The sequence below is a fragment of the Bradyrhizobium sp. SZCCHNS1050 genome, assembly GCF_032484785.1.
Classification (GTDB): domain Bacteria; phylum Pseudomonadota; class Alphaproteobacteria; order Rhizobiales; family Xanthobacteraceae; genus Bradyrhizobium.
This window is the reverse complement of sequence record NZ_JAUETR010000001.1, coordinates 3,933,941-3,952,381: the sequence shown is the minus strand read 5'-3', so window position 1 is coordinate 3,952,381 and position 18,441 is coordinate 3,933,941. Positions and strand designations below refer to the sequence as shown.

Below are 18,441 nucleotides of genomic sequence, written 5' to 3'. Positions count from 1 at the left end.
GTTGATGGCTTCATCTCGTCTCTGCGCCGGCTTCGTTCCAGCCGAATACCACTGCGCCGCACGATCGACCGGCTCCGGATTTGCGCTCCGTCCGGTCCGTCTTGCAACCTGTCACTGGCTGAACGCCCGACCGACGAAAGCTGCATGACGTCCGATCGCGACGCCTCCGCGCCAGACCGATTGACTGCCCTGTTGCAGACCGAGCTGCTCGACTCGCCGCCGGAGCCGGGCTTCGATCGCGTCACCCGCTTGACCTCGCGGCTGCTGCAGGCTCCGGCGGCGATCATCGCGCTGGTCGATCGCGACCGGCAGTTCTTCAAGAGCTCGGTCGGCCTGTGCGAGCCGTGGGCGTCGCTGCGCGAGACGCCGCTCAGCCACTCCTTCTGCCAGCACGTCGTGACCTCGGCGCAGCCGCTGGTGATCAGCGACGCCAACGAGCATCCGCTGGTGAAGGACAATCTCGCGGTGCCGGTTTTCGGCGTGATCGCCTATCTCGGCGTCCCCCTGCGGCTGCCGAGCGGCGAGGTGATCGGCGCGCTCTGCGCCATCGATCACGAGCCGCGGCCGTGGAGCGACGACGACATCGCCCAGCTCACCGAGCTCAGCGAGATCGTGATGGACGAGATCGCGCTGCGCACCGAGAATGCACGGCGGCGCACGATCGAGCAGCACCATCGCGTGCTCGTCCATGAGCTCAATCACCGTGTCAAGAACACGCTGGCGCTGGTCGACAGCGTGATCGCGCTCAGCATCCGCGCCGATTCGGCGCTGGCCGCGTTCGGCGAGGTGCTGCGCGGCCGCATTGCCGCGCTGACCCGTAGCCACGCGCTGGCGCTGGATCGCGGCCGCGAGGCGATCGCGCTCGATGAGCTGGTCTGCGCCGAACTGGCGCCGCTGCAAGGCGACCGTGTCACGGTCGACGGTCCTGGCGTGCCGCTTCCGCCGGGCGTCGCGCTGTATCTGTCGATGGGGCTGCACGAGCTCGTCACCAACGCGGTGAAATACGGCGCGCTGTCGAACGATGCAGGAGGGGTGACGCTGAGCTGGACCCATGCCGACGGACGGCTCAAGCTGTCCTGGGAGGAGAACGGCGGGCCGCAGGTCTCACCACCTGCGAGCAACGGCTTCGGCTCGCTGCTGTTCGAGCGCATTCTCGGCGCGGCCCTGAAAGGCGAGGTCACGCGCGACTTCGCGCCGGATGGGCTCAGGGTCTCGTTCGACCTGCCGCTCGCGCCATGACGGAAGTCAGCCGCGCTGGCCGCGCCGGCGCACCTGCGTGATCTCGGCCAGAATCGACATCGCGATCTCCTCCGGCGTGATGGCGCCGAGATCGAGGCCAGCCGGTGCCTTGACCTTGTCGAGCAGCGCGGCGTCGATGCCGGCCCTGATCAGCTTGTCGCGCAGGCTGTCCATCTTGCGGCGACTGCCGACGAAGGCATGGTAGGCCGCATCGCAGGCGAGCGCGGCGCGCAAGGCCGCCTCGTCGCCCTTGCCTTGCGTCGACACCACGACGAAGCGGCTGCTCCCGGCCGGTTGATCCAGCGCGAAGCCATCGATCAGCACATCGGCCTCCGGTGTCGTGACGAGATCGGACGCCGGCGCCGCCAGCGTCACGTGATAGCCGAGCGGCCGCGCCTGCGCCGCGAGCGCGATCGCGACCGGGCTCGCGCCGAGGATGACCAGCGCGGGATGCGGCAGCACCGGCTCGACGAAGATGTCCATGGTGCCCTTGCTCGGGCACATGTTGGCGGCGAAGCGCACGCCCTCCCTGGTTTCGCCCGGCTTGACGCCGAGCTCGGCGAGCAGGTTCTCAGGCTGCACCGAGACCATGCGCGGGATGCCGTCGGCGAGCGCCTCGCGCGCCGCCTTCAGCACCGCGCCGCGGGCGCAGCCGCCGCCGATCCAGCCCGCGACGATGCTGCCGTCGGGGCGGATGATCGCCTTGGCGCCGGCCTTCGCGGCGGTCACCGACACCGTACGGACGACGGTGGCGAGCACGAAGCTCTCGTCGTTGGCTTTCAGTTGCGCGGCGAGATCGAGCAGTTCGGGAGCAGCGGTCATGACTGCCTCCTCTGCGGACTGTCGGAAGCACACTGCTTCGACAGAGAAGGTATGTTCCCTCCCCCCTTGTGGGGGAGGGCTAGGGAGGGGGGCGTCTTGCACCGATGTCGGGGTACCCCCCTCCCCAGCCCTCCCCCACAAGGGGGGAGGGAGCGCACCACCGATGCTGCGACAGCGCGCCTTGAGCTCACAACGATGCCGCGCATCCGCATCCTCACAACCTCGCCAAATAAGGCTCCAGCGCCGCGAGCGAGCTCAACGTATGCGCGGGCGCGTAGAGATCGACGAAGGGCAGCGCGGCCTTGATGCCGCGCGCTTCCGGCGCATAGCCGTCCCAGCCGAGCATCGGATTGAGCCAGACGATGCGGCGGCAGCGGCGCGACAGCTGCGCCATCTCGCGGCCGAGCAAGGCTGGGTCACCGGTGTCGTAGCCGTCGGAGACGATCATCACGCAGGTCCGCGAATGAATGACGCGCGGCGCGTGCCAGCGATTGAAGGTCTGCAGGCTCTCGCCGATCCGCGTCCCGCCGCCGGCGCCCTGCGCCATCATCGAGAGACGGTCGAGCGCCCGCGCGGCATCCTTCTCCTTCATCGCATCCGAGACATAGGCAAGCCGGGTGTGAAACAGGAACGCTTCGGCCTCATGAAAGGCGTCGAGCACACCGTGGATGAAGCGCAGGAACACCGCGGTGTAGGGGCTCATCGAGCCGGAGGCGTCGAGCAGCACCACCAGCCGCAGCGGCTTGTGCTTGCGTCGCCGGTGCACCAGCGCAATCGGCACGCCGCCATGGCTGATGTTGCGGTGGATGGTGCGGCGCAGGTCGAGCCGCTCGCCCTTGCGCCGCAACTGATCGCGGCGCGTCAGCCGTGTCCGCATCGCCCGGGCGAGCCGCGCCGCGGCCTCGTGCGCCAGCGCGACCTGGTCAGGATCTGCGAGCTTGCGGAAGTCGGTATCGCTGATGGACTCCACGCGCGATGCTCCTTCGCGCAGGCCCTCGCCGCCCGCGTCGCGTGGGGTTTCGTCAGAGGGAATCTGATCGGTCGCGCCGTGAGGCTCCGGCTGACCGGCATTCGCATCCCGCAGACTCTTCAGCGACGGGCTGTTCGCTCTCGCCGTCGCGCCGGCGACCAGCGAGCGCGAGCGCACGCGCTTGCCGAGCCAGAACGCGTCGAACAGGCCGTCGAAGCGATCCCACTCGCTCTTGCGCGCCGAAAGCAGGTGCTTGAAGGCGGAGCGCAACAGGCCGGGCTTATCGGCATAGCCCGCACTCATCACGGCCGCCGCGTCCTGCCCCTCCGACAGGCCGACCGCAAAGCCGTTGTCGCGCAACGTCTTGAGAAATGCACCGAGGCGTCCCGCGACCAGCCGCGCGACCGCGTTCATGTCCTCGTGGTCGGGTGTGGTGCCACAGCAGCTCATGCGACCTTCCCCAGCAGCCGCGCCGTGACCTCGCGCGTGATCCGCGCGCGGTCCTCATGGGTCTTGAGCAGGCACATCAAGGTGTCATGCACCATCTCCGGCTGGTCCTTGAGATCGCGCACGTCGAGCCCGACCAGTGCCGCCGCCCAGTCCAGCGTCTCGGCGACGCCGGGCACCTTGCGCAGTTCCTCCTTGCGCAAGGAGTCGATGAGGCGCGCGATCTGCAGGGCCAGTTGCGCCGAGGCGCCGTCGATCCGCGCCAGGATGATGCGGGCCTCGCGATCGACGTCGGGATAGTCGACGTAGTGATAGAGGCAGCGCCGGCGCAGCGCGTCGGACAATTCGCGGGTGCCGTTGGAGGTCAGCACCACGTGCGGGATGCTGATTGCTTTGATGGTGCCGAGCTCGGGAATCGAGACCTGGAAGTCCGACAGGAGCTCCAGCAGGAACGCCTCGAATTCGTCGTCGGCGCGGTCGATCTCATCGATCAGCAGCACCGGCGGCGTGGCGCGGCGGATCGCCGCAAGCAGCGGCCGCTCCAGCAGATATTTCTCGGAGAAGATCTGGTCCTCGATGGTGTCCGGCTGGCCGCGATGCGCCTCGATCGCGAGCAGCTGGCGCTGGTAGTTCCACTCGTAGAGCGCGGAGCTCTGATCGAGGCCTTCATAGCATTGCAGACGGATCAGCTCGGTGCCGTGCACGCAGGCGAGCGCCTTGGCGACCTCGGTCTTGCCGACCCCGGCCTCGCCTTCCAGCAGCAGCGGCCGCCTGAGGAGCTGCATCAAGGTGATGGCAGTCGCGAGCTCGCCGTCGGCGATATAACCGCAGGCGGAGAGCGATTGTGCGATGTCGTCGCGGGCTTTCATGTCAAGTTCGACTGCAGCGTCATCGGAGGTAAACTCCCCTCCCCCTTGTGGGGAGGGGTTGGGGGTGGGGGTCTCCACGGCACACTGCCCGTGGGGTACCCCCCTCCCTAGCCCTCCCCCACAAGGGGGGAGGGAACGCACCGCTCGCGCGGTAAACGCCAGCGCCTTCAGTCTACGCCACCACACCCAAATTCTTCGCCGCCTGCCAGTTACGCCAGAAGTCGTGGGGCATCTGGATGTGCGTCGCGCCCAGGAACGAGAACGCGTCATTGACCGCATTGGAGAACGCCGGCACGCCGCCGACATTGGGGCTTTCGCCGACGCCCTTGGCGCCGATCGGATGGTGCGGCGAAGGCGTCACCGTGAAGTCGGTCTCCCAATGCGGCGTCTCCACCGCGGTCGGCATGAAGAAGTCCATGAACGAGCCGGTGACGACATTGCCCTCGGCGTCGTAGCGGATCTCCTGGCCCATCGCGATGGCGAAGGCTTCGGTGAGGCCGCCATGGATCTGGCCCTCGATGATCATCGGGTTGATGCGGGTGCCGCAATCATCCAGCGCATAGAAGCGTCGGACCTTGTACACGCCCGTATCCACATCGATGTCCATCACGCAGAGATAGGCGCCGAACGGATAGGTCATGTTGGGCGGATCGTAGTAGCTCACCGCCTCCAGCCCCGGCTCCATGCCGGGCGGCACCGAGTTGTAGGCCGCCCAGCAGATGTCCTTCATCGACATCACCTTCTCGGGCAGACCCTTGACCCGGAAGCCGTCGATGTCCCATTCGAGATCGTCCTCATGGACCTCGAGCTTGTAGGCCGCGATCATCTGCGCCTTGGCCTTGATCTTGCGCGCGGCCATCGCGATGGCCGCGCCGGCCACCGGCGTCGAGCGCGAGCCGTAGGTGCCCAAGCCATAAGGCGCGGTGTCGGTGTTGCCCTCCTCGACCATGATGTTGTCGGCGGGAATGCCGATCTCGCTGGCGATGATCTGGGCCCAGGTGGTCTCGTGCCCCTGGCCCTGGCTCTTGGTGCCCATCCGCGCGATGCCGGCGCCGGTCGGGTGCAGCCGGATCTCGCAGGAATCGAACATCGCGATCCCCAGGATGTCGCAGTTCTTCGACGGACCGGCGCCGACGATCTCGGTGAAGAAGGAGACGCCGATGCCCATGATCTCGCGGGTCTCGCCGCGCTGGAAGGCGGCGCGCTTCTCGGCCTGCTCCTTGCGGAGACCGGCGTAGTCCACGCTCTCCATCATCTTGCGCATGGCGGTGTGGTAGTCGCCGGAATCGTACTCCCAGCCCAGCGCCGAGTGATAGGGAAACTGCTCCGGCTTGACGAAATTCTTCAGGCGCAGCTCCGCCGGGTCCATACCGAGCTTCTGCGCGAGAATGTCCATGCCGCGCTCGATGCAATAGGCCGCCTCGGTGACGCGGAACGAGCAGCGATAGGCAACGCCGCCCGGCGCCTTGTTGGTGTAGACGCCGTCGACGCTGAGATGCGCGACCGGGAAGTCATAGGAGCCGGTGACGATGTTGAAGAAGCCGGCCGGCCATTTCGACGGGTCGGCGCAGGCGTCGAAGCCGCCGTGGTCGGCGAGCACGTGGACGCGCAGGCCGGTGACCTTGCCGTCCTTGGTCGCCGCGATCTCGGTGGTCATGTGATAGTCGCGCGCGAACGCCGTGGCGGTCAGATTCTCGATGCGGTCCTCGACCCATTTCACCGGCTTGCCGGTGACGATCGAGGCCACCGCGGCGCAGATATAGCCGGGATAGGCGCCGACCTTGTTGCCGAAGCCGCCGCCGATGTCCGGCGCGATGACGTGGATCTTCTGCTCGGGGATCTTGGCGATCAGCGACACCACGGTGCGGATCACATGCGGCGCCTGGAAGGTGCCCCAGATCGTCAGCTCGCCCTTGATCTTGTCGAACGAGCAGACGCACTGGCAGGTCTCGAGCGGCGACGGATGGGTGCGGTGATACGAGATCATCTCCTTGATGGTGACGTCGGCCTTCTTGAACGCGGCGTCGGTGAGTTCCTTGTCACCGACACTCCATTCGAAGATGTGGTTGTGATGCTTGCGCGGGCCGTGTGCGCCTGTGGTCTTGCCGGCGAGATCCTCGCGCAGAACGGGGGCGTCCGGGTCCATCGCCTTGAACGGATCGACCAGCACCGGCAGCGGCTCGTATTCGACCACCACCTTGGAGACGCCGTCATCGGCGGCATAGCGGTCGGTCGCGACGACGAAGGCGACCTCCTGGTTCTGGAACAGCACCTTGCCGTCGGCGAGCACCATCTGCACGTCGCCGGCCAAGGTCGGCATCCAGGCGAGGTTGACGGTCTTCAGCGTCTCGGCGGTGATGACCGCGAGCACGCCGGGCACTTTCAGCGCCTCCTCGGTGTGGATCGCCTTCACCCGCGCATGCGCATGCGGCGAGCGCACGAAGTCGCCGTGCAGCATGCCCGGCAGCTTGACGTCGTCGACGTAGTTGCCCTTGCCCTGGGTAAAGCGGATGTCCTCGACGCGCTTGCGCCGGCAGCCCATGCCTTCGAGCGCGGCTTCGCGTTGTTCCCGCGTGGGAGTCAGGTCGTTCATTCCGCGGCCTCCTGGAATTCCACGCCGTTGATCTTGGCGGCGGCGTATTGGATCGCCTTGACGATGTTCTGGTAGCCGGTGCAGCGGCAGATGTTGCCGGAGATGCCGGCGCGGATTTCCGCCTCCGTCGGCGACGGATTCTCCCGCAGCAGCCGATGCGCGCGCAAAATCATGCCGGGCGTGCAAAAGCCGCATTGCAGGCCGTGCATCATGCGGAAGCCTTCCTGCAGCGGCGACAGTGTGCCGTCGGCGTTGGCCATGCCCTCGATCGTGGTGATCTCGCAGCCGTTGGCCTGCACCGCGAGCATGGTGCAGCTCTTCACGCTCATGCCGTCGATGTCGATGGTGCAGGCGCCGCAATGGCTTGTCTCGCAGCCGATATGGGTGCCGGTGAGCTGCGCCTGCTCGCGCAGGAAATGAACCAGCAGCGTGCGCGGCTCGGCGAGGCCTTCGACCTCGCTGCCGTTCACCTTCATCGTGATATGGGTTTTGGGCATTTGGTGCTCCCTTGAAATTTGTTTGAGCTTTGGCCCGGCTATCAGCCTCCCGGGCGGTGAGCTCCCCTCCCCCTTGCGGGGAGGGGTCGGGGGTGGGGGTCCACGGCGGAAGTATCGCTTGGGGCTACCCCCCTCCCCGCCCCTCCCCCACAAGGGGGGAGGGAGATGAGAGAGCTCGCCGCGTGGCGAGGTAGCACCGCATGCCGGGCCGCGGTGTCCGCTAACGCTGTTACTTCGACCGGCTCGCCGCGCGCTGCAGGGCGCGCATCACCATGATGCCGCCGACATGGATGCGGTACTCGGCCGGGCCGCGCGCATCGGACGCCGGCTGCATGATCGCGCGCGCTGCATTCGCAGCGGCCTTCAGCGCGGCATCGTCGAGCGCCGTGCCGATCACGGCGTTCGCCGCGTCGGTCGCGAGCAGCGGCGTCTCGTGCAGATTGGTGAGTGCGATCACACAGCTCGCCACCTTGCCGCCGGCCATGGTCAGCACGACGGCCGCCGCGGCGGTCGCGTAGTCGCCGACCTTGCGCTTCAGCTTCTCATAGGCGTAGCCGTGTCCCACAGGCGGAACGGGAATGCTCATCCCGGTGAGGATCTCGCCCGGCTCCAGCGCGGTGAAATAGGCGCCCTGGTAGAACTCGCGCGCCGCGACCTCACGGGCGCCGTTCGGCCCCTCCAGACGGTAGCTTGCATCGAGCGCCAGCATCAGCGCCGGCATGTCGTTGCCGGGATCGCCATTGGCGACGTTGCCGCCGAGCGTGCCGCGGTAGCGCACCTGCGGATCGGCGATCAAAAGCGCCGTTTCGTGCAGGATCGGCAGGTTGGCTCCGATCTCGGTCGAGGCCAGCAGCTCGGCCTGCGTGGTCATCGCGCCGATGACGATGCGGTCGCCATCGCGGCGGATGCCCTTGAGCCCGGCGATGCCGTGCAGATCGATCAGATGCGCCGGGGTCGCCAGTCGCAGCTTCATCATCGGCAGCAGGCTGTGGCCGCCGGCGAGCGGTCGCGCGTCATCGCCGAGGTCGGTGAGCAGCTTGATCGCATCGCTGACGCTCGCCGGCCGGTGATAGTCGAACGGGCCAGGAATCATGACGTTTCCTCTCCTGTGCTGGCCTGCCTTATCGGCAAGGCCGTCGCGTTGTTGCGGCGGGCGTTCGTGCTGCGAGAGCGAAGTGCGAACGCGGACGCATCGCGGATTGGCGCGGAGCGTCGATCGGGATCGCTGGCCGCGCAACGAAGCCGGCACGGAGAGCGGCGAAATCGCACGAAATGCGGCTGGTCGCGCACGAATTGCGTCAGCGAGGGCGACCCAATCGCGCGAGTGACGGCGTGAGCGGCCGCGCAAGACGCGCACGCGGTGTTGCATGCGTTGGGGAGAATGGCGGCGCTCTGTTGCAGCAGCGAAACGAGCGCTGAACTCAGGCCGGCCGCCGCAGCCCGAGCCGCGCCTTGACCTCGGCGACCTTGGCGCGGCTCACCGGCACGCGCGGCTTCGAGGGGCCATCGAGCTCGATGATCGCGCCCTCGCCTTCCCGACCGACGTAGATCACGTGCTCGATCGCGACGATGTGGCTGCGGTGCACGCGGATGAAGCGGCCGGGATCGAGCTGCGCCTCAGCCTCGGAGATCGACCATGGGCACATCCGCTCGCGGGTGCCGTCGTGGATCCGCGTGTAGTGCGCATCAGCGCGCACGCTGCGCACGTCCCCGGCATCGATGAAATGGGTGCCGTTGGCGCCCTCCAGCGGCAATCGCGCCGCGGTCGCGCGCGGCGGCTGGCCGATGCCCCCCAGCGGCGCCGCCGTCGCCCGGCTCATAGCGGCGACCTCGACCACCGGCTCGGCCGCCGTCGCGGCCGGCTCCGGCGCCAATTGCGGCGCAGCCTCGGCAACGGCCGGCATCGGCTGCGATTGACGGCGCGGGTCCGGCACCAGCGACAGCAAAAATCCGGCGGCGATGACGAAGCACAGCACGGCGACGACGATCGCGAGCGCTTGCGGCGACGCAGCAAGTCCTGGTGCGGCGTGATCGTGTCCCTCGCCCATCGGCACGACATGCATTCCCAGCATCGCCGTGTAATGCATGCCGGACACGGCGATGCCGAAGGCAACCGCGCTGATGGCGAGCCGCAGCCCGTCCTGCCGCGCCAGGAAGATGCGCAGGCCGCCATAGGCGGCGCCGATCGCAATCGCCACCGACAGCGCCACCAGCGCCGGATCATGCGTCAGCCCGAATGAGCCGGACAGGCCGTGCATGCCGACATAATGCATGCTGGCGATGCCGGCGCCGAGCAGCAGCGCGGAAGGGACGACGCGCCGGGGGGAGGGATCGCCGATGCTGACGAAGAACAGCGAGATGCCGATCACGAGCGCGCAGATCAGGAACGAGATGATGGTCGGCAGCACCAGATAGACGGCATCAGGCGGCAGTGGCGCCGCCATCATGCCCACGAAATGCATGGTCCAGATGCCCACGGCCAGAATCCCGGCGGCGCCGGACAGCAGCACGCGCGCATTCTCTCCCGGCCCGCTGCGGATGCGCGCGGTGAGACTGAAACCGGTATAGCCACCCAGGCTCGCGATCACGACCGAGAGCGCGACGAGATAAGGATCGTATCCTTCGATCATCCTTGTCGGCCGCCCGTCGCCACGGGCCAGCCTCCTCCCAAGGGAGATTTTACAGGGGTGGCGAGGAAATTGACAACACAAGGCGGGGAGCGTGAGGGGGCGCGTTGTCGCTGGGGGACAAGCGAGGGCGGCAAGCTTGATTGGCGTGGCGCCAGACGTTGGATTCGATCTGGAGCGGCGAACGCGGTGAGTTCCCCTCCCCCTTGCGGGGAGGGGAGCAGGCCGCCGTCGCGGTGAGACCTCGGCTCCCGACACTGAAGCATGTGTGGCCGGCCGTGACCGGCCACACACCGTCCGCCTCAGATAATCCCCGCCGCGACCTGGCTGCGCAGCCGCTCCAGGCTCAGCAGCGTCTCGGCGCAGGCGGTCGCCACCTCGATGCCCTTGGTCGCAAAATGCTTGCGGAAGAACTCGAAATGCGCCTGCGTCTCGTGGAATTGCTGCGGCGTCAGCACCGCGGAGAACACCGGCACCTCGGTGCGCAATTGCACGTCCATCAGCGCCTTGATGACGGTGTCGGCGACGAATTCGTGGCGGTAGATGCCGCCGTCGACGACGAGGCCGGCCGCGACGATCGCGGTATAGCGCCGCGTCTTGGCCAGGAGCTGCGCATGCAGCGGGATCTCGAACGAGCCTGGCACCTCGAAGATGTCGACACGATCGCGCGGGATGTGGCGCGCCTCGATCTCGTCGAGAAAGGCCAGACGGCATTCGGCGACGACGTCGCGATGCCAGGCCGATTGCACGAAGGCGACGCGCTGCGGCTTGCTGAAGCGCGGATGCGACGGCGCCGGTGGCGACTCGTCGGGCGGTAACGCGACCGGCGTATCCGCCGGCGGCGACGTTCCTACAGCGATGGTGTCGGTGGGCGTATCAGTAGGCGCGTCTTGCAACATCTGATTCATGGTTGTCCTCGTCAGAGACCAGAATCAGGGCACACGGAACGACGACGCCCCCACGCGGGATTGCGCGGGGTGCCGGGACCCGTTCTCTTTCATCCGGACTGTGACCGTCGGCTTCGGAATCGCACCGAATCTGCTGACCCTTCTCTGCGCGACGCGTTCCGGAGAACAGAATTCTCCAGACCGTGCCTTGCCGAGAAGGCGCTCGCGGGCTCGCGCTCGACCGAGAACGCTTACCGCCGGTGGGGAATTTCACCCCGCCCTGAGAACATCGGCCGCCCGGATGGACGGCCTGAATGAACTATGCAGGCGGTCGGCGGCTGCGGCAAGGCCTCACGCCCGCGGTCCGCGACGGGCGGCCATGCAGACGCTCACGGTCGTTCCCGCGGCCAAATCACCTCAGACCGAGCGGCTGCGGCGAGTCCGATTCCGTTTTGTTCTCGTTCGCCGATGATTCCACAGGCCGGACAGGAGTTGTGGACGAAGCGGTGTTTGGCTGTGGACGGACTCGCCCCCCCGTTGCGCAGATTCCGCAAATCACATCAGTTTGTCCTCGCACGCCTCGGGGTACCTCCGGGACTGCAAGCCGGGTCGCGAAGCGCCGAGAGGGCGTGGGCCGGGTCGCCGCGTATGTACCAACGAGATCAAGAAGACGAGGTCGAGACGGCATGTCCCTGCTCGAAAGCACTATCGATTCCGCAGATCATCCGCTGAGCGTGGTCGAGACCATTGCGGCCGACAACAATTGGATGTTCGAGCGCTCCGGCGAGGACGAGATCACGATCGCCTCCAAGGGCCAGTGGACCGACTATCAGCTTTCCTTCACCTGGATGGCGGAGATCGAGGCGCTGCATCTGGCCTGTGCCTTCGACATGAAGATTCCCGAGGCGCGCCGCGCCGAGGTGCAGCGGCTGATCGCCGCGATCAACGAGCAGCTCTGGCTCGGTCATTTCGACATCTGGACCCACACCGGCATGGTGATGCACCGCCAGGCCCTGGTGCTGCCCGGCGGGATCACCGCGTCGGGACTGCAATGCGAGAGCATGCTGGCGGGCGCCATCCACGCCTGCGAGCGCTATTTCCCGGCCTTCCAGTTCGTGGTCTGGGCCGGCAAGTCGACCCAGGAGGCCATGGCGGCGGCGCTGTTCGATACAGAGGGCGAGGCGTAGCCGCCGCCGCTTCCTGACACGCGGTGTCGTCCCTGCGCACGCAGGGACCCATACCGCGTGATGTCCGTGTGGCGCGCGACACTTGTCGCTCTGCCCCTGCTCCACTAGAACCGCCGGTGGTTATGGGTCCCTGCTTTCGCAGGGACGACAGCGGAGTGCGTCGTGACATCAGCGGACAACAACCTGCTTCATCAGCTCACCGGCACCATCGTGCTGGCCGGCGCCGGCAAGATGGGCGGGGCAATGCTGACCGGGTGGCTGGCCGGCGGGCTCGATCCCGCGCGCGTGGTCGTGATCGAGCCGATGCCGTCGGCCGAGATCACGGCGCTAAAGGCCCGAGGCGTCCGCCTCAATCCGACGGCGACCGCGCCGGCCGAGGTCGTCATCGTTGCCGTCAAGCCGCAGATGTTCCCCGACGCCGGCCCCGCCTTGAAGCCGTGGGTCGGCGACGCGACGCTGGTGCTGTCGATCATGGCGGGGACGACGATCGCCGGCCTGCAGCAAACGATCGGCGGCGCGGTCGTGCGCGCGATGCCGAATACGCCCGCCGCGATCGGCCGGGGCATCACCGTGGCCGTGCCGGCCGGCAACGTCAGCGCCGCGCAGCGGGGGCTGACGGACGCGCTGCTGCGTGCCACCGGCGCGGTGGAATGGGTCGACGAGGAGGCGCTGATGGACGCGGTGACTGCCGTGTCCGGCTCGGGGCCCGCCTATGTGTTCCTGCTCGCCGAGGAGCTCGCCCGCGCCGGCGTCGCCGCCGGCCTGCCCGAGTCCCTGGCGACGAAGCTCGCGCGCCACACCGTGTCGGGCGCCGGCGAGCTGCTGCGCCAATCGGACCTGCCGTCCGCCACCCTGCGCCAGAACGTCACCTCGCCGGGCGGCACCACCGCGGCGGCGCTGTCGGTGCTGATGGGAGCCGACGGCTTCCAGCCGCTGCTGACCAAGGCGGTCGCGGCGGCCACGGCGCGTTCGAAAGAGCTCGCGAAGTAGACAACCGCGAGCTGACAGCTCAGCGCGACGGCGTCGGCGGCCCGCCATGCTGCTGGCGCCATTGCAGGAACTGGCGGAACAGGGCGCTGCGCTCAGCCGGATCGTTCGACAGCTGTCCCCCGCTCTGGCGCACGAAGCTCTCGAACTGGGTCTGGCGCACGTCGGCGACCTGCGGCCGCGGCACCATGTTGTGCGCCAGCAGCCACTCTTCCGCAGCCTTGAACCGCTTCCAGTTCGGGATCGCGGCGACGATGCTCGACTCCCGCCATTTCGGATGCCGCGGCGGCTTCATGAACTCGTCGTAGTTGGCGAAGAACGCCTCGACGAAGCGCGCCACCTTTCGGTAGCGCTCGGTATTCTCCGGCCAATTGTAGCTGACGAGCAGCATGCCGATCGCCACCGTCTCGATCGTCTCGCCGGGGTTGAGCAGGTTCGGATATTCCTCGGAGGACAATGTCGTCGGCAGATAGAGGTCCTGCAGCCGGCGGTCGTAGGGGATCGTCACCAGGTGCAGCGCGCGGTTGTCGTTCCTGATGTTGCGGGCGAGCTGGAACACCTTGCCGGTGGAGACGATGTAGGCGTCGGCGTCGCCATCGATCAGCTTCTGGATCGATTTGGCGTCATCGGTCGCGTAGTCGAACGACGCCGTCAGGCCGAGCCGGTTGAAGATCACGCGCGCGGAATAGAAGCCGACATCGGTCGGCGCGATGACGCGCTTGCCGTTGAGATCGAAGATCGAGCGGATCGAGGAGCGCGCGATGACATGGATCTCGTTGTGATAGAGCCGCGCGATGTAGCGGAGCTGCGAGGTGATGTCGGGAATGCCGTATTGCAGGCGATAGAATTCGGGCACGTCGGCGGCGACCGCGCCCATGTCGATGCTCTTCAGGAACAGAATATCCGAGACGTTGCGCACCGGTCCCTTGCCGAGCACCGGCAGCACGCGGACGTTGGTCTGATCATCGAGCACGCGTGCCATGTCCGAGCCGAACACGGAGGTGGCGCCGCCGGCCGGCGCGGTGATGATGGTGACGGTGCCGTCGTTGACGTCGGTCGGGTTGGGCAGCCGCCACACGTCCGGCCCGCTACCGGGCGCGGGCGACAGCGACGCCGGCAGGCCGGCGGGACGTGGCGGCGCGGGGATCACGGGCGCGCCGTTCGGCCGGGCGGCCGGGGCGACGGGCACGATGATGGAGCGGGTCGCTGCCGGGCGCGGCGGCTGCGGCGGTTGTTGTTGCAGCTGCGGCCAGGCCTGCGCCGATGCCTGGCTCAGCATGAGTCCGGCTGCGAGCGCGGCGAGCGCGACTTGCGAAGCTGCCTTCGTGACGATGGACATAGCGCAACGGCCTCCTGCACCATCGCGATGCCGCCGCAGCGTTCTCGACCCGTCCGGAGCATTCACCTCGAGGCCTGCCTGCGTCAGGCATGCGACGGGCGACCGCGGCCTCGGCTGAGACCTCGCGACAACCAACCTCGCGATGCGGAGCGCGCCCGAGGCCAAATGGCCGCGATCGGCTCCGATCGAGTTCCATAGTTGCGTGACGTGATTCGATCGATTTGCGGCGGCCGCCGGGATTTTGTATGACGACGTGCATATAAGCCGGATATTGGGCTCCGGCTGTGGCTCTCGTGCAACGCCTCTTGTTTCAGGCTGCCAGCCGGTGTTGCCGTCGTGCCAGGATCAGCAGCGTCACGACGATGGCCAAGTTCAGGCCATTCCACGCGATGCCGTTGGCGAAGGCCGCCGAATAGGACCCCGTGGCGTCGAAGATGACGCCCGAGACCCAGCCGCCGAACGACATGCCGAACACCGAGGCGAAGATGATGATGCCGACTCGGGTGGCGGCCTCGCGCGCCGGCATCGCCTCACGCACGATGATCGCATAGCTCGGTACGATGCCGCCCTGGAACAGGCCGAACATGCCCGATATCAGATAGAGCGACGTCAGGCCGTCGAAGAACAGATAGAACAGCAGCGCAAAACCCTGCGCCAGCGAGCCGATCAGCAAGGTTCTGACGCCGCCGATGCGATCGGCGAGAAAGCCGGAGCCGATCCGGCTGACGATGCCGAGCGCCATCATCAAGGACAGCATCTGCGCGCCGATGGCGACGCCGTAGCCGAGATCGCCGCAATAGGCGACGATGTGCACCTGCGGCATCGCCATCGCCACGCAGCAGGCGATCGCGGCGACGCTGAGCAGCACCGTCAGCGCATTGGTGGAGATCGGCAGCTCCAGTTGCGGCGGCGCCGCGCTGGCATGATTCTGCGCGCCGGCGCCATCCATGCGGGCGCGCAACACCAGGAGCAGCGCGCTCATCGTCACCGCGCAGAACACACCGAGCGCGACATGGCTGGCGCGCCAGCCGATCTGCTGCACGCCCCAATTCACCAGCGGCGGCCATACCGTGCCGGCGACGTAGTTGCCGGAGGCGACGATGGTGACGGCGAGGCCGCGATAGCGCACGAACCAGTGCGACGCCTCCGCCATCAGCGGCGCGAAGGTGACGGACGAGCCGAGCCCGACCAGGAAATACACCGCCTGAAACTGCCACAGCGTCACCGAGGCGCCGGCGAGCAGATAGGCCGCGGCCGTCGTCGCGATGCTGAGCGCCATTGCGGTGACGATGCCGAAGCGGTCGGTGATCCGGCCGACGATGACGCCGCCGAGGCCGAAGCCGAACATCGTCAGCGTGTAGGCCAGCGAGACCGCGCCGCGGCTGGCGGCGAACTCGGCCTGCACGACCGGCAGAACGACGACGACGGTCCACATCCCCGCGCCGCCGATGGAACCGATGACGAGCGCAAGCGCCAGCCGCGCCCAGGCCTGGCGCGAGTCCGGAATGAAATGAGGCGCTTGCTCGAATCTTGTATTGGGTCCGTGCACGATTTCAGCAACTTCGTTGCCGCACCGCATCAGGTCAAGCCACATTGCTGCGGCAATGGGCATGCAGAAGCAGCGCAACAGGAGGGATCTGCACGATCACGGTTCGGCCCTCTTGGCGGCGCAACGCTTTATCATTAGGTTGCGCGCCGGATTGGAGTGATTGGCCGCGCATGTCGTTGGGACTGACACGGAAGATGCTGATGGTGGCAGGACGGCTGCTCGTCCTTGCTTACCTCGTCTGCGTGGTCAGCCCCGGCGTGGCGCTCGCGCTCGGCGCGGGGGCGGCGCCCTGTCTCGACGAGACCGTCGTTGGCGCCGTGGTCTCGCCTCACGACGCGGCTCGCCACGAGATGGTCATGACGGCGATGCCGCAGACAATTGCGGCGCACGCCCATCATCATGCTCATCCTGTCGCCGACGCCGGAATGCACGCTCCAGCTCCCGCACCGTCGCACCACGATCATGGCAAGATGCCGGGTCCGTGCTGCGCCATGATGTGCGCCGTGGGCCTGGCCGCCACGCTGCCGGCAGTCGCCCTCCCCGCCCGCCTCGCTGCCACCGGCGTCGTTGCGCGCGACGAAGGCCTGCCCGGCCGCACGCCGCCGCGCCTGTACCGTCCCCCCATCGTCCTGGCCTGAGCGAACGATCCCGGCTTCGCGCGCAAACGACGCGCGGCCGCTCGCGTTTCATCAGACCAAGGATACCTCATGTTGTCGCAATCCAGGGCGACGCCCGCTGCCGCATGTCCGGCGCGGCGCAGCCTGCCATTCTCCGTCGTCGCCGGCGCATTGACGCTGCTTGCCGCGACGAGCCTCGCCGCCTGCCAGCCGCGCACGGTCGCGTTAGCCGGGGCTGATCCGGCCGATCCGGCGGCGAACGCTGCGCCCGTGCGCATGTCGGGCGTCGTCGGACCCTACACGCCGCTGCGCCCGGCCGCGCCGGCCGCATGGGGCCAGCGCGCCGACCCCGGCGCACCGCGCCCTGAGCCGAGCCGCTAAGGAGCGCCACATGCAGGGGACCATCAGGCTCGCGGCGCTCGCCGCAGCACTTGCGCTCGCAGGCTGTGCCTCGTTCTCGGCGGACGGCGGCATGAGCGCCGTCGCGGACATCGCCGGCCACATCACCGGCAAGGAGGTCGCCTCGGTGAGAGGCGATGACGACGCTGAGCGCGTCCGCGCTGCGACGCGCCGGCTGCTCGCCCGGCCCTTGTCGGCCGATGCCGCCGTGCAGGTCGCGCTGTTCAACAACAAGGGCCTGCAGGCCGCCTACAGCGCCCTCGCGCTCAGCGAGGCGGACATGGTGGAGGCCAGCCTGCCGCCCAACCCGACCTTCTCCCTCATGCGCATCAGCGGCGACGGCGCGCTGGAGGCCGAGCGTCAGGTCGCCGGCGACATCCTCGCGCTCGCCACCTTGCCGCTGCGCTCGGAGATCGCGCGCGAGCGGTTTCGCCAGGCACAATTGAAGGCCGCGCTGGCGACACTGCGGCTCGCCGCGGAGGTCCGCCGCGCGCAGGTCCGCGCCGTCGCCGCCAACGAGCTGGTCGGCCTTCTCGTCGAGGCGCAATCGGCCGCGGAGGCGACCGCGAAGCTCGCCTCGAAGCTCGGCGAGACCGGCGCGCTCAACCGGCTCGATCAGGCGCGCGAGCAGGTGTTCTATGCCGAGACCACGGCCGAGCTCGCCACCGCCCGCCGTGCCGCAGGAAGCGCCCGCGAGCGGCTGATCCGTCTGATGGGCCTGTGGGGCGACGATCTGAATTTCCGCCTGCCCGATCGGCTGCCGGCGCTGCCGCGCCGCCCGCTGAGCCAGCCCTTCGTCGAGGCCGATGCCGTCGGCCATCGCATCGATCTGCAGGTCGCCCGCCTCGAGCTCACGGCGCTCGCCACCGCGCTGCAGCTCAGCGAGGCGACGCGCTTCGTCACGTTGCTCGATCTCGCCGGCCTCGACCGCAAGACCGTCGAGCCCGACGGCCGCGTCATCCGCGAACGCGGCTACGACGTGCAGTTCCAGATCCCGATCTTCGACGGCGGCGAGGTCCGCGTGCGGCAGGCGGCCGAGACCTACAACATCGCCTTCAACCGCCTGACCGAGCGCGCCGTCACCGTCCGCTCCGAGGCGCGCGACGCCTATCGCAGCTACCGCGCGGCCTTCGACATCGCCGGCCATTACGCCCGCGAGGTGCTGCCGCTGCGCCGGATCATCAGCGAGGAGATGCAGCTGCGCTATTCCAGCATGCAGGTCGACATCTTCGCGCTGCTGCTCGAGGCGCGGCAGCGCCTGGCCTCGCGCCGCGCCGCGATCGACGCCGTCAGAGACTTCTTCCTCGCCGAGGCCGAGCTGTCGGCCGCCGTCAACGGCGGAGTCGCGAGCGGCGAAGACAGCGCACAGCAGACCGCGAGCGCGCTCGCGCCAAGCAACGACTGAGAGGAGA

The 18,441-nt window shown here is 68.0% G+C and carries 16 protein-coding genes and 1 riboswitch; of the genes, 6 read left to right on the top strand and 10 right to left on the bottom strand.

Features of this window, described 5'->3' with window-relative positions; translation table 11 throughout:
* Positions 1–144 precede the first annotated feature (144 nt).
* Positions 145–1,239 carry an HWE histidine kinase domain-containing protein gene (locus tag QX094_RS17800; RefSeq protein ID WP_315826174.1) on the top strand — a complete coding sequence of 365 codons (1,095 nt, stop codon included), beginning with the start codon at positions 145–147 and terminating at the stop codon, positions 1,237–1,239.
* Positions 1,240–1,245: 6 nt separating this feature from the next.
* Here the strand turns inward: QX094_RS17800 and QX094_RS17795 are convergent, their stop codons facing one another.
* From QX094_RS17795 to QX094_RS17760, 8 genes are all read right to left on the bottom strand, one after another.
* Positions 1,246–2,061, bottom strand: a complete 816-nt coding sequence (locus tag QX094_RS17795) for an XdhC/CoxI family protein (RefSeq protein WP_315714067.1) — start codon at positions 2,059–2,061, stop codon at positions 1,246–1,248.
* A 214-nt stretch (positions 2,062–2,275) separates the two neighbouring features.
* On the bottom strand, positions 2,276–3,481 hold the full coding sequence (locus QX094_RS17790) for a VWA domain-containing protein (protein ID WP_315826173.1): 1,206 nt from the start codon (positions 3,479–3,481) through the stop codon (positions 2,276–2,278).
* On the bottom strand, positions 3,478–4,347 hold the full coding sequence (locus tag QX094_RS17785) for a MoxR family ATPase (protein ID WP_315826172.1): 870 nt from the start codon (positions 4,345–4,347) through the stop codon (positions 3,478–3,480). The genes QX094_RS17790 and QX094_RS17785 overlap by 4 nt, the downstream gene beginning before the upstream one ends.
* 172 nt (positions 4,348–4,519) lie before the next feature.
* Entirely contained in the window at positions 4,520–6,940 is a 2,421-nt protein-coding gene (locus QX094_RS17780) for an aerobic carbon-monoxide dehydrogenase large subunit (RefSeq protein ID WP_315826171.1), read from the bottom strand.
* A complete protein-coding gene (locus QX094_RS17775) occupies positions 6,937–7,437 on the bottom strand; it encodes a (2Fe-2S)-binding protein (protein WP_315826170.1) in 501 nt (166 codons plus the stop codon). Before QX094_RS17775 ends, QX094_RS17780 begins: the two co-directional genes overlap by 4 nt.
* Positions 7,438–7,666: 229 nt before the next feature.
* Positions 7,667–8,530 (bottom strand): xanthine dehydrogenase family protein subunit M, encoded by an 864-nt coding sequence (locus QX094_RS17770; RefSeq protein ID WP_315826169.1) that lies wholly within the window; start codon positions 8,528–8,530, stop codon positions 7,667–7,669.
* Positions 8,531–8,858: 328 nt separating this feature from the next.
* On the bottom strand, positions 8,859–10,067 hold the full coding sequence (locus QX094_RS17765) for an MHYT domain-containing protein (RefSeq protein WP_315826168.1): 1,209 nt from the start codon (positions 10,065–10,067) through the stop codon (positions 8,859–8,861).
* Positions 10,068–10,366: 299 nt separating this feature from the next.
* A complete protein-coding gene (locus QX094_RS17760; protein ID WP_315826167.1) occupies positions 10,367–10,972 on the bottom strand; it encodes a 6,7-dimethyl-8-ribityllumazine synthase in 606 nt (201 codons plus the stop codon).
* A gap of 77 nt (positions 10,973–11,049) precedes the next feature.
* A riboswitch (FMN riboswitch) is annotated at positions 11,050–11,243 on the bottom strand.
* Positions 11,244–11,637: 394 nt separating this feature from the next.
* Between QX094_RS17760 and QX094_RS17755 the strand changes: the two genes are divergently transcribed.
* Together QX094_RS17755 and proC are read left to right on the top strand one after the other, a co-directional pair.
* The gene (locus QX094_RS17755; protein ID WP_315714059.1) at positions 11,638–12,138 is read left to right on the top strand and encodes a YbjN domain-containing protein; all 501 of its coding nucleotides are present in this window, start codon (positions 11,638–11,640) and stop codon (positions 12,136–12,138) included.
* 162 nt (positions 12,139–12,300) lie between these two features.
* Positions 12,301–13,128 carry a pyrroline-5-carboxylate reductase gene (gene proC / locus QX094_RS17750; protein ID WP_315826166.1) on the top strand — a complete coding sequence of 276 codons (828 nt, stop codon included), beginning with the start codon at positions 12,301–12,303 and terminating at the stop codon, positions 13,126–13,128.
* Positions 13,129–13,147: 19 nt separating this feature from the next.
* On the opposite strand, the gene QX094_RS17745 is transcribed toward proC, so the two are convergent.
* Positions 13,148–14,464, bottom strand: a complete 1,317-nt coding sequence (locus QX094_RS17745) for a TAXI family TRAP transporter solute-binding subunit (protein WP_315714057.1) — start codon at positions 14,462–14,464, stop codon at positions 13,148–13,150.
* A gap of 310 nt (positions 14,465–14,774) precedes the next feature.
* The gene (locus QX094_RS17740) at positions 14,775–16,013 is read right to left on the bottom strand and encodes an MFS transporter (RefSeq protein ID WP_315714056.1); all 1,239 of its coding nucleotides are present in this window, start codon (positions 16,011–16,013) and stop codon (positions 14,775–14,777) included.
* A gap of 170 nt (positions 16,014–16,183) precedes the next feature.
* Between QX094_RS17740 and QX094_RS17735 the strand changes: the two genes are divergently transcribed.
* The 3 genes from QX094_RS17735 (at position 16,184) to QX094_RS17725 (ending at position 18,434) form a co-directional block, all read left to right on the top strand.
* Positions 16,184–16,651 (top strand): hypothetical protein, encoded by a 468-nt coding sequence (locus QX094_RS17735; protein WP_316188078.1) that lies wholly within the window; start codon positions 16,184–16,186, stop codon positions 16,649–16,651.
* Positions 16,652–16,720: 69 nt separating this feature from the next.
* On the top strand, positions 16,721–17,011 hold the full coding sequence (locus QX094_RS17730; RefSeq protein ID WP_316175459.1) for a hypothetical protein: 291 nt from the start codon (positions 16,721–16,723) through the stop codon (positions 17,009–17,011).
* Between the two features lie 10 nt (positions 17,012–17,021).
* Entirely contained in the window at positions 17,022–18,434 is a 1,413-nt protein-coding gene (locus tag QX094_RS17725) for a TolC family protein (RefSeq protein WP_316175458.1), read from the top strand.
* Positions 18,435–18,441: the final 7 nt, after the last annotated feature.

Coding starts and splice junctions, on each gene's coding strand:
- QX094_RS17800 (WP_315826174.1), top strand. CDS start 145: ATGACGTCCGATCGCGACGCCTCCGCGCCAGACCGATTGACTGCCCTG.
- QX094_RS17795 (WP_315714067.1), bottom strand. CDS start 2,061: ATGACCGCTGCTCCCGAACTGCTCGATCTCGCCGCGCAACTGAAAGCC.
- QX094_RS17790 (WP_315826173.1), bottom strand. CDS start 3,481: ATGAGCTGCTGTGGCACCACACCCGACCACGAGGACATGAACGCGGTC.
- QX094_RS17785 (WP_315826172.1), bottom strand. CDS start 4,347: ATGAAAGCCCGCGACGACATCGCACAATCGCTCTCCGCCTGCGGTTAT.
- QX094_RS17780 (WP_315826171.1), bottom strand. CDS start 6,940: ATGAACGACCTGACTCCCACGCGGGAACAACGCGAAGCCGCGCTCGAA.
- QX094_RS17775 (WP_315826170.1), bottom strand. CDS start 7,437: ATGCCCAAAACCCATATCACGATGAAGGTGAACGGCAGCGAGGTCGAA.
- QX094_RS17770 (WP_315826169.1), bottom strand. CDS start 8,530: ATGATTCCTGGCCCGTTCGACTATCACCGGCCGGCGAGCGTCAGCGAT.
- QX094_RS17765 (WP_315826168.1), bottom strand. CDS start 10,067: ATGATCGAAGGATACGATCCTTATCTCGTCGCGCTCTCGGTCGTGATC.
- QX094_RS17760 (WP_315826167.1), bottom strand. CDS start 10,972: ATGAATCAGATGTTGCAAGACGCGCCTACTGATACGCCCACCGACACC.
- QX094_RS17755 (WP_315714059.1), top strand. CDS start 11,638: ATGTCCCTGCTCGAAAGCACTATCGATTCCGCAGATCATCCGCTGAGC.
- QX094_RS17745 (WP_315714057.1), bottom strand. CDS start 14,464: ATGTCCATCGTCACGAAGGCAGCTTCGCAAGTCGCGCTCGCCGCGCTC.
- QX094_RS17735 (WP_316188078.1), top strand. CDS start 16,184: ATGTCGTTGGGACTGACACGGAAGATGCTGATGGTGGCAGGACGGCTG.
- QX094_RS17730 (WP_316175459.1), top strand. CDS start 16,721: ATGTTGTCGCAATCCAGGGCGACGCCCGCTGCCGCATGTCCGGCGCGG.
- QX094_RS17725 (WP_316175458.1), top strand. CDS start 17,022: ATGCAGGGGACCATCAGGCTCGCGGCGCTCGCCGCAGCACTTGCGCTC.